This is a genomic window from Paraburkholderia sp. MM5496-R1 (assembly GCF_050436205.1).
Lineage (GTDB): Bacteria > Pseudomonadota > Gammaproteobacteria > Burkholderiales > Burkholderiaceae > Paraburkholderia > Paraburkholderia tuberum.
In genome coordinates this window covers 2,565,495-2,578,994 of record NZ_JBNDLT010000003.1, presented here as the reverse complement: position 1 = coordinate 2,578,994, position 13,500 = coordinate 2,565,495, and the positions used below count along the sequence as shown (strand labels likewise).

At 62.9% G+C, this 13,500-nt stretch carries 16 protein-coding genes; 11 read left to right on the top strand and 5 right to left on the bottom strand.

The genetic code is table 11. The features are described 5' to 3' along the window. Positions 1-266: 266 nt before the first annotated feature. The 4 genes from OKW38_RS37985 to OKW38_RS37970 all read left to right on the top strand — a co-directional run bounded on the left by OKW38_RS37985 (position 267) and on the right by OKW38_RS37970 (position 4,064). Entirely contained in the window at positions 267-2,411 is a 2,145-nt protein-coding gene (locus tag OKW38_RS37985; protein ID WP_429365470.1) for a response regulator, read from the top strand. Positions 2,412-2,562: 151 nt separating this feature from the next. Further along, on the top strand, positions 2,563-2,862 hold the full coding sequence (locus OKW38_RS37980; protein WP_429365469.1) for a hypothetical protein: 300 nt from the start codon (positions 2,563-2,565) through the stop codon (positions 2,860-2,862). A gap of 187 nt (positions 2,863-3,049) precedes the next feature. Beyond that, positions 3,050-3,550 (top strand): hypothetical protein, encoded by a 501-nt coding sequence (locus OKW38_RS37975; RefSeq protein WP_429365468.1) that lies wholly within the window; start codon positions 3,050-3,052, stop codon positions 3,548-3,550. Positions 3,551-3,578: 28 nt separating this feature from the next. Continuing rightward, positions 3,579-4,064 (top strand): hypothetical protein, encoded by a 486-nt coding sequence (locus OKW38_RS37970; RefSeq protein ID WP_429365467.1) that lies wholly within the window; start codon positions 3,579-3,581, stop codon positions 4,062-4,064. A gap of 189 nt (positions 4,065-4,253) precedes the next feature. Here the strand turns inward: OKW38_RS37970 and OKW38_RS37965 are convergent, their stop codons facing one another. From OKW38_RS37965 to OKW38_RS37955, 3 genes are all read right to left on the bottom strand, one after another. Further along, positions 4,254-5,273, bottom strand: a complete 1,020-nt coding sequence (locus OKW38_RS37965; protein ID WP_429365466.1) for a class I fructose-bisphosphate aldolase — start codon at positions 5,271-5,273, stop codon at positions 4,254-4,256. 97 nt (positions 5,274-5,370) lie between these two features. Continuing rightward, complete coding sequence (locus OKW38_RS37960; RefSeq protein ID WP_429365465.1) at positions 5,371-5,790, bottom strand: secondary thiamine-phosphate synthase enzyme YjbQ; 420 nt, start codon at positions 5,788-5,790, stop codon at positions 5,371-5,373. A gap of 15 nt (positions 5,791-5,805) precedes the next feature. Then, on the bottom strand, positions 5,806-6,126 hold the full coding sequence (locus OKW38_RS37955) for a thioredoxin family protein (protein WP_184060161.1): 321 nt from the start codon (positions 6,124-6,126) through the stop codon (positions 5,806-5,808). A gap of 172 nt (positions 6,127-6,298) precedes the next feature. Between OKW38_RS37955 and OKW38_RS37950 the strand changes: the two genes are divergently transcribed. The 7 genes from OKW38_RS37950 to OKW38_RS37920 all read left to right on the top strand — a co-directional run bounded on the left by OKW38_RS37950 (position 6,299) and on the right by OKW38_RS37920 (position 12,596). Then, the gene (locus OKW38_RS37950) at positions 6,299-6,595 is read left to right on the top strand and encodes a DUF2628 domain-containing protein (RefSeq protein ID WP_187611384.1); all 297 of its coding nucleotides are present in this window, start codon (positions 6,299-6,301) and stop codon (positions 6,593-6,595) included. 506 nt (positions 6,596-7,101) lie between these two features. After that, positions 7,102-7,875: a peptidoglycan recognition protein family protein gene (locus OKW38_RS37945; protein ID WP_187611382.1), complete on the top strand. Its 774-nt coding sequence runs from the start codon at positions 7,102-7,104 to the stop codon at positions 7,873-7,875. Beyond that, entirely contained in the window at positions 7,872-8,192 is a 321-nt protein-coding gene (locus tag OKW38_RS37940; RefSeq protein WP_143037284.1) for a hypothetical protein, read from the top strand. Before OKW38_RS37945 ends, OKW38_RS37940 begins: the two co-directional genes overlap by 4 nt. A 92-nt stretch (positions 8,193-8,284) precedes the next feature. Continuing rightward, positions 8,285-8,893, top strand: a complete 609-nt coding sequence (locus OKW38_RS37935) for a hypothetical protein (protein WP_429365464.1) — start codon at positions 8,285-8,287, stop codon at positions 8,891-8,893. Between the two features lie 335 nt (positions 8,894-9,228). Continuing rightward, entirely contained in the window at positions 9,229-10,572 is a 1,344-nt protein-coding gene (locus OKW38_RS37930; protein WP_090809960.1) for a sugar efflux transporter, read from the top strand. A 216-nt stretch (positions 10,573-10,788) separates the two neighbouring features. Further along, the gene (gnd, locus tag OKW38_RS37925; protein ID WP_429365463.1) at positions 10,789-11,823 is read left to right on the top strand and encodes a phosphogluconate dehydrogenase (NAD(+)-dependent, decarboxylating); all 1,035 of its coding nucleotides are present in this window, start codon (positions 10,789-10,791) and stop codon (positions 11,821-11,823) included. A 74-nt stretch (positions 11,824-11,897) separates the two neighbouring features. Next, the gene (locus OKW38_RS37920; RefSeq protein WP_429365462.1) at positions 11,898-12,596 is read left to right on the top strand and encodes an HAD family hydrolase; all 699 of its coding nucleotides are present in this window, start codon (positions 11,898-11,900) and stop codon (positions 12,594-12,596) included. Between the two features lie 51 nt (positions 12,597-12,647). Here OKW38_RS37920 and OKW38_RS37915 read toward each other — a convergent pair whose 3' ends face one another. After that, positions 12,648-13,151, bottom strand: coding sequence for an ankyrin repeat domain-containing protein (locus OKW38_RS37915; protein WP_429365461.1), 504 nt, complete (start codon positions 13,149-13,151; stop codon positions 12,648-12,650). Positions 13,152-13,265: 114 nt separating this feature from the next. Further along, positions 13,266-13,394: a hypothetical protein gene (locus OKW38_RS37910; RefSeq protein WP_262419862.1), complete on the bottom strand. Its 129-nt coding sequence runs from the start codon at positions 13,392-13,394 to the stop codon at positions 13,266-13,268. Between the last annotated feature and the right edge of the window lie 106 nt (positions 13,395-13,500).

Below are 13,500 nucleotides of genomic sequence, written 5' to 3'. Positions count from 1 at the left end.
GGTGAGGCCTCGCGCAAGAAAGAGCTCGCGCAGCGCACGCAAACGCGTCGCGAGCGGTGACGGAAGTACGCTTGCCATCAAGCAGCGATAAGGCAGCAATCGTCGTGCCCGGACGCGTCGGCGGAGTGATGCCGTGAAGCTGCTTGGGAAGATAGGCCGAGTTGCGGTAAATTTCGAGACAGGGGAATTAGCGCGCGAACAGCGGCGTGCGAATTCACAGGCAATGCCTTCCCTGACCGTATGCAACTTTGATGGAGCAGGTGACCGTGCAGCGTGCAGAACGTGTCGCAGTCGATGTGCCGATGCCGTCACGCAACTTCGCGGCGACGCAGCGCATGCTGCTGATCTTGCTGGCCGTGTCGATCGTGTTTCCGTTGGCCTGCCTCGTGGGCTACGGCTACTTCGACTACCAGCGCCGCATCTCCGATGCGAACGATGCGCTCGACCGCCTCGCGCGCGTGGCGCAGGAGCAGGCCGTCAAGGTGCTGGATTTGAACCGGCAGATGGCCTCGCGCGTGATCGAGCTGCTCGGCAATTCCGACGACGCGCAGATCCGCGCGCGCGAGCGCGAATTGCACGAGCGTCTGCAGAGCATCGGCGGCGACTTTCCGCAGGTGGCGTCGATCTCGCTGCTCGGTGTGAACGGCCAGTTACTTGCGTCGAGCCTCGCGTATCCGGCGCCGGCAGTGACGAGCGGCTTGCGCGACGACTTTCTCGCCGCGAAGGCGATGCGTCCCCAGCCGTATTTCTCGCTGCCGATGGTCGGCGCGCTGTCGAAGGTCGACGTGTTCACGACCGCGATCGGCCGCACGGGTACGGACGGTCAGTTTCTCGGCGTGGTCACGGTGGCGCTGCGCAGCGAATATTTTTCGCGCTTCTACCGCGAGCTGACCAACGGCGATCCGTCGCTCGCGCTCGCGCTGTACCGGCAGGACGGCAATCTGCTGGTGCACTATCCGCCATGGCCGGCCGGCGCGCGGCCGTCGATGCACAGCGCGTTCATGTCCGCGTTGCGCGACAAACAGCTGTTCGGGCACCTGCATCTGAATTCGACCGTCGATGGTGTCGAGCGGCTGCTCGCGTTTCGCCGCGTCGGCGACTATCCGTTGTATGTGATGAGCGCGTACGCGATGTCATCGATCGTGGCGGCGTGGCGCACGCACTTCATGTTGATCGCGGCGCTGACGGCGGTGCCCTGCATCGCGATCTGGGGGCTCGTGCTGTATTCGCTGCGTCAGCTCGAGGCGGAGCGGCGCGCGTGGGAGCGGTGGCAGGGCGAGGTCGCGATGCGTCTGTCGGCCGAGGCGTCGAGCCGGCAACTGCAGCGCATGGGCGCGCTCGGCAATCTGGTCGCGAATGTCGCGCACGATTTCAACAACCTGCTGATGGTGGTGTCGGCGAACACCGAGCTCGCGCGCCTGAAGCATTACAACGATCTCGAGAAGGAAGTGCATGCGGTCGAGCGTGCCACGGCCACGGCCGAAGCGCTGACGCGGCGTCTGTTGAGCGTCGCGCGCAAGCAGCCGCTGAAGCAGGAGCCCGTCGAGCTTGCGCGCTGGCTGCCGGCCGCCGTGCCGCTGATCAACGCGGCGCTCGGCGACACGATCGAACTGGCGTTGCGCATGCCGGAGAACCTGTGGCAGGTGCTCGTCGATCCGACCGATCTCGAGTTCGCGATCGTGAACATCGCGATGAACGCGCGCGATGCGATGCCGCGCGGCGGGCGCTTCGTGATCCGCTGCCAGAACAATCGGCTGGTCAGCGGCGATACGCTGCTGCCGGACGGCGAGTACGTGCTGATCGCCTGTTCCGACGACGGCGAAGGGATGCCCGAATCGGTCGCGCGACGCGCGTTCGAGCCGCTGTTCACGACCAAGCTGCGCGGCTCGGGCACCGGCCTCGGGCTCGCCCAGGTGCTGTCGATGTCCGAGCAGGCTGGTGGCACCGCGAAGATCGACAGCGTGCTGGGCAGCGGCACGACGGTGCGGATGTTTTTGCCGCGCTATCGTGAGGGCGCCGCGCTGGCCGGCGCCGATGCGCGCCAGCCGCTGCCGACCGCGGCCGGGGCCGTGCTGCTCGTCGAGGACAACGAGGACGTCGCGGCCGGCGTGACCGCGGTGCTCGAAACCTTCGGCTGCGAGGTGCATCACGAGCCGACCGCCGACCAGGCGTTCGACGTGCTGAGCGCCGGCGAGCGCTTCGAGCTCGTGCTGTCGGACATCCAGATGCCGGGCAAGCTGAACGGTATCGACCTGGCGGAGAAGATCCGCAGCGCGTGGCCGTCGCAGAAGATCGCGCTGATGACCGGTTACGCCGACGAGCTCGACCGCGCGCGTCGGCTCGGCATTGCGATACTCGCGAAGCCGTTCAATATCGACGAACTGCATGCGCTGGTGGCTTGCGGCACCTGAAGCCGCGGCACCGTTCGTCTATCGCGTCCATGGGCTTTTCCTGGCGTGCTGTGCTGCGGCACAGCCCTTGCTGAAAAGAGCGCGAGGTTTGCGCGTGCGGTCACCGCGCGCCCACTTTCTTTCGACACTCTCGACACCCAGGAGAATCGCCATGAAAATCAGACACGCAGTGCTCGTTTCCACCTTGCTCGCGGCTTCGTCGCTCGCAATGGCCCAAGGCGCCGGCGCCGGCGCCGGCGGTGGCGCAGGCGGCGGCGGGGGGCCGGCCGGCAACGACCCTAACACCAACGCCGCGACCTCGACACGCGAGGGCGGCGATGCGGGCGCGACCGGGGAGACCACGCCTTCGACTCACCATCACATGAAGAAGCATTCGAAGTCGAAGAAGCCCATGACGGACTCGACGAATACGCCGGGCGCCGACGCGAGCAGCGATACGAAGGGGCAGTAAGCGCAGCGTGTCAAGGCAGAAGGGCGGCAGGCGTCGCGCGTCGGGTGTGACCCGGCGTGTCGGCTCCGGCCGTTTTTCTGTGCGCCGGAGTCCCCGCCAGAGCCCGGCACTGTCGGCAAGGGGGGAGGGTTTTATGAGATGGTGCCATGTTGCCCAATCGTGCCTCGTCAATTGACTGTGAGGCACGATGACTTCACTTTTTCCCGCTCCTCACCTCGACATCCGTGAAAGACGGCACGGACATTTCTTCTGGCAGAGCGTTCGCAAATCGATCTACCTTCACATTGAGTCGCCCCGCATGTTTGACGCGGACCGCTGGTTTCATTTTGCCCTGCCAGCCGGCGCACCCCGCGCGGGAAACGACGACTTGGCGCAAGGCATGGAGGAAGCTCGCGCAGCGTGGCTGCAACACGCCCCCTCGATGCTGCTGTCCCTCCAGTCGTACGAGCTGCGCGACGTGCTTGGCCGAAGTGACAACCGATTCGATATGCGCCGGATGGACGACCATGAGGTTGCAAAGGCCCTTTACAACGAAGTGCAGAACGGTGGCAGGCAGACTCGTGATGTAGCAACTGCCTTGGGCCTCAACAAAAATCAGGCGCAGCAGCTTCATCGGGAAATTGGCGGTCAACGGCTCGGTTATCACGAAATAATGGAACGCGCCAAAGATATGTTCAACTTGTGGTAACGCGGCCAACAAACAGTGGAATTACCGAATGATTAACACACGAGACGAGATTGAGCGCCGCCTGTCAGCTGTTGAAGGACTGCCGATAAGTGCGGTACATCATGCAGCAGGCACACTGACGATGCAGTTTGGCTCCCTAAGACCGGTAGCCAATTTCAAAGGTGCGATCAGGCACGTTGGGGAGTGGTCGTTACACGTCCAATGCAACTGGAAAATAGAACAGGCTGGCAGTGCGATTGCAACGCAAGATGATCTTTTCGGTCCCGATGAAAAGGCACACCGTTCGGCTCAGCGCATTGACGATTTGCTGGTCAAACAGGGCCCTGCCATTGTGAAAGGCGTATCGGGAAGCGAAGAAGGCGGTGCAGACATTTTACTGTCCGGTGGCTTGCGGCTTGTCATCAGCCCGAACAGTGCGCCTGACGAAGAAGACTGGGGCTTTTTTGACCCAACCTCCGATGCGAAGCACTTTATCATCGAGGGCGGCAAGGTTGATCCCTGGTCTTTATCGTGACGAACGTCCCCAGGAAAAGGCAAATCTCGGCGTTGGATTATCTGCAAAGCCCGTAACAGTCGCTGACCGTCAATTCGTACTGTCGGCTGTGATATGTGCGGGATGGATGTTATGTGCGGACGCGATCCAGAAGCCTTTTTCCACAGCTCCCGGATAGCCTGCGCCCGCGCCTGGGTTCAATCCCTGGGTTCAATCCTTTTCCATCGCCGCGTCGTAGTTGCCGAGCGCGGCCGCGCCGTTCAGACGCGCGCGCTTGAGCAACGCCTGCTGCGCTTCCTTCACGTTGGCCGGCTGTCCGCGCCACGCATTCAACGGCGGCTCCTGCAACGCGCGCCCGTACGAAAAGCTCAGATTCCACGGCAGCGCGCCGAGCCGGTTCATCGCACTGAGATTGGCGGTGGCCTCCTCGGGCGACTGTCCGCCCGACAGGAACACGAGACCGGGAACCGAAGAGGGCACCGTACGCATCAGCACGCGCACGGTCGCCGCCGCGATATGCGCCGTGCTCGACTGCTGCTGATGCTCGGAGCCGGCCAGCACCATGCTCGGCTTCAGCACGATATGTTCGAGCACCACGCGATGCCGATGCAGCGCATGAAACACCTCGTGCAACACGGCCTCGGTGACTTCCGCGCAACGCTCGATCGTGTGCTCGCCGTCCATCAGCACCTCGGGTTCGACGATCGGCACGATGCCGGCTTCCTGGCTGATCGCCGCGTAGCGCGCGAGCGAATCGGCGTTCGCCTCGATCGCGAGCCGGCTCGGCAGGCTCGCCGTGATGTTGTAGACCGCGCGCCATTTCGCGAAGCGCGCGCCTTGCCGTTTGTAATCGACGAAGCGTTTGGCGAGACCGTCGAGGCCCTCGGTGATCTCGTCGCCGGGAGCGAGCGCAAGCGGCACCTTGCCGAGGTCGACCTTGATGCCGGGCACGATGCCATTTGCCGAGGCGACCTGCGGGAACGGCGTGCCGTCGTCGGCTTTCTGGCCGAGCGTTTCTTCGTAGAGGATCACGCCGCTCACGAACTCGCCGAGACCGGGCGTCGTCAGGAGCAGGTTGCGATACGCGCGACGGTTTTCCTCGGTCGATTCGAGGCCGATCGTCTTGAAGCGTTTGGCGATGGTCGGGCCGCTTTCGTCGGCGGCGAGAAGACCCTTGCCCGGTTGAACCATCGCCTTGACGGTGGCTTGCAGCTCGCTACGGGTGTCCATGAGGTGTGCTCCCTTGGGTAGGCTCCGTTCGATGCGGTGTGCAAAGAAGTGCCGGTGACAGTTTCCTTTGCGTGACGAGTGGGTGCGAAAGCGGACTTCATTCGCCGAGCAGATGCAACACGATATCGCGCGGCTGCGGGTGACGCCGATGTTCGAACAGATACAGCCCCTGCCATGTGCCGAGCACCATCCTTCCATGCTCGACGGGCACGCACAACTGCACCTGGGTGAGCGCCGTGCGCAGATGCGCGGGCATGTCGTCGGGGCCTTCGGTGTCGTGCTCGTAGCGCGTGTCGTCCTCGGGCGCGAGGGTCTCGAAGTAGCGCTGCAGATCTCGCCGCACGGACGGATCGGCATTCTCCTGAATCAGCAGCGACGCCGACGTGTGCCGGCAAAACAGCGTCAGCAGACCGGTACGGATGTCCGTCTCGTCGACGAAGCGGCGCGCGCCGTCGGTAAATTCGACGAGGCCGCGGCCGCGGGCCTGGACACTCAGATGATGGATGACCTGGCGCATGACGGAGCTCGAATCTCAGAGCGACGCGAACGCGTCGTCGATATCCTCGGCGCTGCGTGGCCGCACCACGCGCGCGACCTCGGCGCCGTCGCGCATCAGCACGAGCGTCGGCCACAGCTTGACCTTGAACGAGCGGCCGAGCGGGCGGCCCGGGCCGTCCTCGATCTTCAGATGCCGCAGGCCCGTGTGCGGCGCGAGCGCCTGGCGGATCGATGCCTGCGCGCCCTGGCAATAGCCGCACCAGTCGGTGCCGAATTCGACGACGGTGACGCCGGGCAGCGAGTCCAGCTCGGCGCGGGTCGGTCCTTTCGGGGAATAAGCTGTCGGCGAGGTCATGCGTGCTCCGCTGCTGATCGTGATCTGCCAAGGGTAGCAGCTATGCCGCGGATCGTCAGCGCAGCGGCCGTATGCTGCCGATGCGCGCGTTGTCGCCGCGGCATGTTAAAAAGCGGTGCGCGCGTGCTCGACCGATCGACGCGCCGCGTCATCGCACAGAACCTCGCAAAACATGAACACACGAATCTATCTGCAACATCCGCAACACAAAGACGCTATCGCGGTCGCGACCGGCTTCAGCTGGGGCGCGTGCCTGCTCGGCTTCATCTGGGCGCTGTCGAAGAGAATGTGGTTCGCCGCGTTCGTGATGCTAGGCATCAACGTGATCCTGCTCGGCATCGGGCTGTGGGGCGAGACGGCCGATCTGATCGGCTTCGTGCTGTCGATCGTGTTCGCCTTCGCATGCGGCGCGTATGGCAACCGGTGGCACCGCTGGACGCTCGAACAGCGCGGCTACGTCGTGGTGTGATGCGTTCGCGCTGGAGCGGGGATTGCTGCGCAGGGGTGTGATCGAAGCTGAATTCAATCCGTCATGGAGGCGTTTTATGCTAATTGCATTGGCAGTCGCAGGTCTTTCCGCTGATCGGCTTTCGACGCGCCGGCCTTGCCCTCACGCTGCGGCAACTGGCCGAGCATTGCGAATGTGCGGCCCACGAACACATTCAGGCTCGTCGCTCGATTGACCCGTCCCGCCGAACGCATGACGGCTGCGGCTTGAACGATGACGACGAAAGCGACTGTTGGCACTTGCTTATCCTACCGTCGCGAACGACTCGCGCTGCTGTCTGGTTGTCTGCCCTAACAACGGATTACGCCGAGCGGGCAGCAACGCTAGACATCGCTATGCACCCCGGATAATTGACCATTGTTAACAAAAACCAAAATCCGTTTGATTGCGCCAGAATTTCCTTCCGTGCTAGCGTGATCCCCACGCATCCCTCACGTACGCAAACTTAATGCCTCAGAAACCTAATAATGGCTGACTATAACAGCAGCAACTACTGGACCTCCTCAACTACAGAAAAGCATGACAGCAAGCAAAACGCCATTGCAATATCGGTCGATGACCGCGCCGCCACCCGGCAGGCGATTATCAATATGCTTGCGCGAAAAGGCTACAGGCTGATTGAGCGTTCAGCGTGGCACGCAAAGCCCCCGAGTGGCGCGATGCGGGAAAGTCATTGGGACTATCAGGATATTGTGATACACCACGCGGGCCGCAGCTATTCTTGTGGCGCACCTTCTATTGAAGAGATGCAGCGCTTACAGGCGGAGGACATGCGCAGAAGCCCGCCTTTTGGCGATGCAGGATACCACTACGCAGTTTCATGTCAGGGCGAGATATATGAGGCCCGCGATATTCGGTTTGTTGGTGAGCATGTGGCTGCAAGCAATTCGGGAAAAATCGGTATTGTGTTTCTATCCGATTTGGTTGAGGCAGGTGAGGCCTATGAACAGGAATACGGCAATCTATCGATATTTGATAAGCTCAAAAATATTCGCGGGATTCTAACCGATCAGACTATTTCAGGGCATGATAAGCCAACCCCGGCTCAGATTCAAGCTGCCACAGCTTTGTGTGGCGTCTTAAAAGATTTTTTTAATATTTCCAGACTGGGTGGACACAGGGAATATCAAAGATTGGCAACGAATACGGGGCGGGCCTGTCCTGGCAAGCTTGGAATGGATGTTGTGAAATTGCTGCGTTCGAGATTATCGCTATCTGTGCCGGGAAGTGATCTGCCATGAAAAAGAAAGTTTTTGTGGGTGTTTTTGTTATGATTTTTGCATTGGGGATGCTCATCTTCAATGTATTTGTAGGGTATTACAATTCATATGTCGATCATAATGAGAATGAGATCTATTTTTTAAAGAAATTTCCAACTTTAAGACGGGAATTTGTCAACCCATTTGCAAATGAAGGCGATGCCCCTTCCGTGGATGAACTATCAACCAATACTCGCAGAGAGCTTTCCGATTTTTGCAAATATGCATACGGTCTGACTTTCAATGACTCAAAGTCCCTTGAGGCTTGTAGGGCGCAGATTCTTCGAGAAAATCAGTAACCGAATTCAAAGCTTTCCTATAGGTGATCGAGCACAAGCTTTTTTTCGGTTGCACTCGACTCATCTGAGGGCGAAATAGCGCAGGAGATTACATGGGAATTTTTTATGCGGCCGTGGACGGAGATCCGCTGACGAGTCACGAGGACAGTCACGTTATTGCGCGCGAAGGCTATCGCGCCGCCACGATAAAAGGGGATGACGGCAAAACCCGAAGTGTGGTCTACATTGGCGATAGCGCCTGGTGTGGTGCATGCCAAAGCACAGGGGTCATCGTCGGCGGCGCGGGGATCAGTGAGAATCGCCGCATGATTGATCTGGCCGGGGGGGCTCGCCGCCAGGCTGTCGGTGGAGATGCGATTCACTGCAACTGCTCGACCCCGCCGCGCATCATTGCGATTCACGGAACGCGATGGTCGATCACTGACGACACACAGCTTAAAGCAACGAGCACTCAGAAGCACTCCACCCCGCCAGCACCGCTTGTCGAGCCAACGCATACGCGCTGGTTCGCCATCGTCGACAGCGTAACCGATGAGCCTTTATCTGGCCGTGAATTCATCGCGAACGTTGATGGTGTCAGACAGGCCGGCAGGACCGATAGCAACGGTTACGCACGGATTACGACCAATGACGAGAAGCCCGTCGATATTCATGTGGTTTTCCATTCTCCCGCACGCAAACTCAATGCATCGGGAACCTGACAATTAACTGGTGCTTTTGAACAACTATCACACCGAGTTCGATCCGACCTACGACTACAAGGCGCTGGCGCAGCAAATGCGCGCAACTGAGGGCAAGTAGCGTTGAGCGTGCCAGCAGCGTGCCGCTAACGGCACGCATCGGCACGGCACGGCGCGAGTCGCCGGATGCATCCGCGCACGCCTCACGGATTTGGGACAGCTATTAGCGGGTTTACGCGAGCCGCGCTCCAGGTCGATAATGCCTCGGTCGTTCCGGCCCCCTGCCTGCGACGCCTAACGTGCCTTCGAGCGCTTCGCTGCGTATCGAGGCCCGCTCCACCTGACCCACCGTCCCCGTGTTGAAAACTGCGCGTTTTTTCGACCTGCTTCGCATTCCTGGCTTCAAGCCGCTCGCCGCCGCCACCCTGATGCTCGGTGTGGCGATGTCCTTCACCGCACCGTATCTGTCTCTGTTCGGCATCGAACGCGCCGGCATGACGCCGTTCCGGCTCGGCGTATTCATGACGCTGATCGCCGCGAGCGGCGTGCTCGCAAGCACGGTAGCGGGGCGCTGGAGCGACCGGAGCGGGCGGCATCGACCGTTATTGCTGGCGGCGCTCATCGCAGCCGCGCTCGGCTACCTGTGTCTGTGCGTGGTGCGCGATTACCGGCTGCTGCTCGTGGTCGGCATCGTGTTCATCGGCGCGGGCGGTTCGGCGATTTCGATGGTGTTCTCGTTCAGCCGCGCGGCGCTGCCGGTGCCCGACCCTGCCGAGCGCGTGTTCGCGAGCGCGACGCTGCGTACGATCCTCTCGGCCGCATGGGTGTTCGGGCCGGCGGTCGGCGCGCTGGTGCTCGCCGCGACGAGCTTCACCGGACTCTTCCTGTTCGCGGCCGCCAGCTTCGCGACCTGCGGCTTCATCGTCTGGCGCATGCAGGAGCCGCAGAGCCATCTCGGCGATCACACGGTCGAGGACACCGCGTCGGAGCCGTCCGCGTCGATCACGGTGCCGCCGCTGAGGCAGCCCGGCGAGGACGCGCACGAAACACTGCCGGTCGCGTCGGCGAACGACATCCTGCGCTCGGTGACCGCGCTGACCTTACTCGGCCTCGCCGCGAACGCGACGATGATCGTACTGCCGCTGTACATCGTGCATGGGCTCAACGGCACGCATCTCGACGTGTCGGTGATGCTCGGTCTCGGCGCGCTGACCGAGATCCCGATGATGCTCGCGCTCGGCGCGAAGTCGTCGTCGCTGCACAAGCCGAACTGGCTTGCCGCGTGCGCGGCCGTGCATGCGGTGTACTTCGTCGCGATGTCGCTGGCCGGCAACGTCAGCGTGCTGATCCCGATGCAGATGCTGAACGCGTTCGTGGTCGCCGTGACCTCGTGCCTCGGCATGACCTACGTGCAGGATCTGATGCCGCATTCGCCCGGGCGTGCGACCGCGCTGTTCTTCAATGCGGCGCGGGTCGGCTCGATCCTGTCGGGCGTGCTGTCGGGGCTGCTCGTGCAGGCGTTCAGCTATCGCGGCACGTTCCTGTTCTGCGGACTGCTGGCGCTGGGCGCGCTGGTGCTGTTCGCGGTGCCCGGCTATCGCTATCCGCTGATGTGGCGCGCGGTCAAGCGCGTCGCGGCCGAGCAATACGCGAAGCTGGCCGCCCGCCGCGGCAGCCGCGTGCCCGAGCGTAGCGAATGACACGTGAGCCCGCCGCGTTCGCTTTCGCGCGGATGCGGCGCGCCTCCAGTTGCGTGGAACTTTGAGCCGCGCTGCGCCTCTGCAAAAGAGTGCGGCTTGCTTCGGTACATGCGGCGTAGCTCGCGACACAGCGCCTATGCTTAAGGGCAGCCACGCCGCCGCAACACGATGACCGGAAAATCGGGCAGCGCAACGCAGCATCTTTAGGAGCGAACCATGCAGCTAGGCATGATTGGATTGGGACGAATGGGCGCCGACATGGTGCGGCGCCTGACCAGGGGAGCTCAGCAGTGCATCGTCTACGACGTGCAGCCGGCGGCGGTCGACAGGCTGAAGCAGGAAGGCGTGGCCGGCGCGAGCTCGCTCGAAGACCTCGTCGCGAAGCTCGACAAGCCGCGCGCCGTGTGGCTGATGGTGCCCGCCGCCGTGGTCGACGCGACGCTCGACAAGCTCGTGCCGCTGCTCGAGCCGGGCGATGTCGTGATCGACGGCGGCAACTCCTACTATCACGACGACATCCGCCGCGGCCAGCAACTCGGCGCGCGCCAGCTTCACTACGTGGACGTCGGCACGAGCGGCGGCGTCGCGGGGCGCGAGCGCGGCTACTGCCTGATGATCGGCGGCGAGGCTGAGGTCGTCAAACGGCTCGAACCGATCTTCTCGACGTTGGCGCCCGGCGCGGGCACGCAGAGCGCGACGCCGGGCCGCGCGGCGGCCGCGAGCACCGCTGAGCAGGGCTTTCTGCATTGCGGCCCGCAAGGCGCGGGGCATTTCGTCAAGATGGTTCATAACGGCATCGAGTATGGGCTGATGGCCGCCTACGCCGAGGGTCTGAACGTGCTGCGCCACGCCGACGCCGGCCGGCACGCGCGCGAGGCCGATGCGGAGACGTCGCCGCTGCGCCGTCCCGAGCTGTATCAGTACGATCTGAATCTCGCGGATATCGCCGAGGTCTGGCGGCGCGGCAGCGTGATCGGCTCGTGGCTGCTCGACCTGATCGCCGGCTCGCTCGCCAGCGACACCGAACTGAAAGGCTACGCGGGCCGCGTATCGGATTCGGGCGAGGGGCGCTGGACCGTCACGGCGGCCATCGACGAAGGTGTGCCGACACCGGTGCTCAGCGCGGCGCTGTTCGCGCGCTTCAGTTCACGCGGAGAAGCCGATTTCGCGAATCGCGTGCTGTCGGCGATGCGGCACGATTTCGGCGGCCACGCGGAAAAGCCCGTTGCGCCGGACGGCGGGCTGAAGTAGCCGAGGCCATCCACGCGTGCGCTATCACGCCGACCCGCCGAACCGTCCCGCCGAACTTGCCACAAGGAACCGCGATGCCAGTCAGCTCCGCCACGCCGCACGACGTCGTGTTTCTGTTCGATTGCGACAACACGCTGCTCGACAACGATCACGTGCTGCAGGATCTGCGCGCGCACATGATGGGCCAGTTCGGCGAAGAGAACAGTGCGCGCTATTGGGAAATCTTCGAAAACCTGCGCACGGAACTCGGTTACGCCGACTACCTGGGCGCGCTGCAGCGCTACCGGACCGAGCATCCACGCGACACGCGCCTGCTGTTGATGTCGTCGTTCCTGATCGAGTATCCGTTTGCGAACCGGCTCTATCCGGGTGCGCTCGACGCGCTGCGGCATCTCGGCAAGCACGGGCCGACGGTGATCCTGTCGGATGGCGACGTCGTGTTCCAGCCGCGCAAGATTTCGCGCTCGGGCCTGTGGGACGAAGTCGACGGGCGCGTGCTGATCTACATCCACAAGGAGTTGATGCTCGACCAGGTGATGGAATGCTATCCGGCGCGCCATTACGTGATGGTCGACGACAAGCTGCGAATTCTGAGCGCGATGAAGAAGGCATGGGGCGCGGAGCTGACCACCGTGTTTCCGCGCCAGGGACACTATGCGTTCGATGCGAAGCAGATCGCGAGCAATCCGCCCGCGGACGTGACGGTCGGGCGGATCGGCGAGTTGGCGGAGCTCGACGTGGACACGCTGTTGGGTAGCGCGAAGGGCAGCTAGGCGGCGCCGCGCGCGCAGTGCGGGCGCCGTTTCATGGGTGACATCGCGGGCTCACGCGCCCAGCGCTTTCAGGCGCGCCTGGGTATCGGCCGCGCCGACGCCGTTCGCGTCGCGCGCATGCGGGTCCGCGCCGTGCGCGAGCAGCAGATCGACGATCGCGGTGCGGTTGAACATCGCCGCGATCATCAGCGCGGTACGGCCATCGGGCGATGCGCCTTCGACGTCGGCGCCGTGCGCGAGCAAGGTTTCGATCACCTTGTCGAAGCCCTTGAACGCGGCGCCCGCGATCGGCGTCTGGCCCGCGTCGTTGCGCAGGTTCGCATCGGCGCCCCGGTCGAGCAGCGTGCGCACCGCGTCGGCGTGGCCGTGGTAGCTCGCGAGCATCAGCAGGCTGTCGCCGCGCTCGTTGCGCAAATTCGGCGGCACGCCTTTCTCGATGACGGCCGCGAGCATCGTCGCATCGCCGCGCCGCGCGAGGTCGAAGACTTCGCGCGCGAGCGCCTGCAATTCGGGATCGGGTTGCGATGCGGGCGGGTTGTCGGTGTGGTCGGTCAAGGCACTCTCCTTGCGATGAATGAGCGGCGCATTGCCAATGCCGCGCCCGGTCTTTCAGCGAGCATACACATTCCGTGACGCTCGCGTTCGCACGCTGGCAGCCGCGCCGCTGTGCTAGACGTGGCTGAACAGCTTGACCAGCAGCCCGAATATGCCGATCGGTATGGCGACAGCCAGGAATGTGAACACGAGCGTAAGGACCAGGACCACGAGCACTTTGAGCGCACTGGGAGATGTCGACATGGCGGCGATTGACCTGAGGCAGAAAATCACGAAAAGAAAGCAGACAGCGCAAGGAGTTGCAGCACGAATGCCACATTCAGCGCGACATACTGGGAGGGGTAGAAAG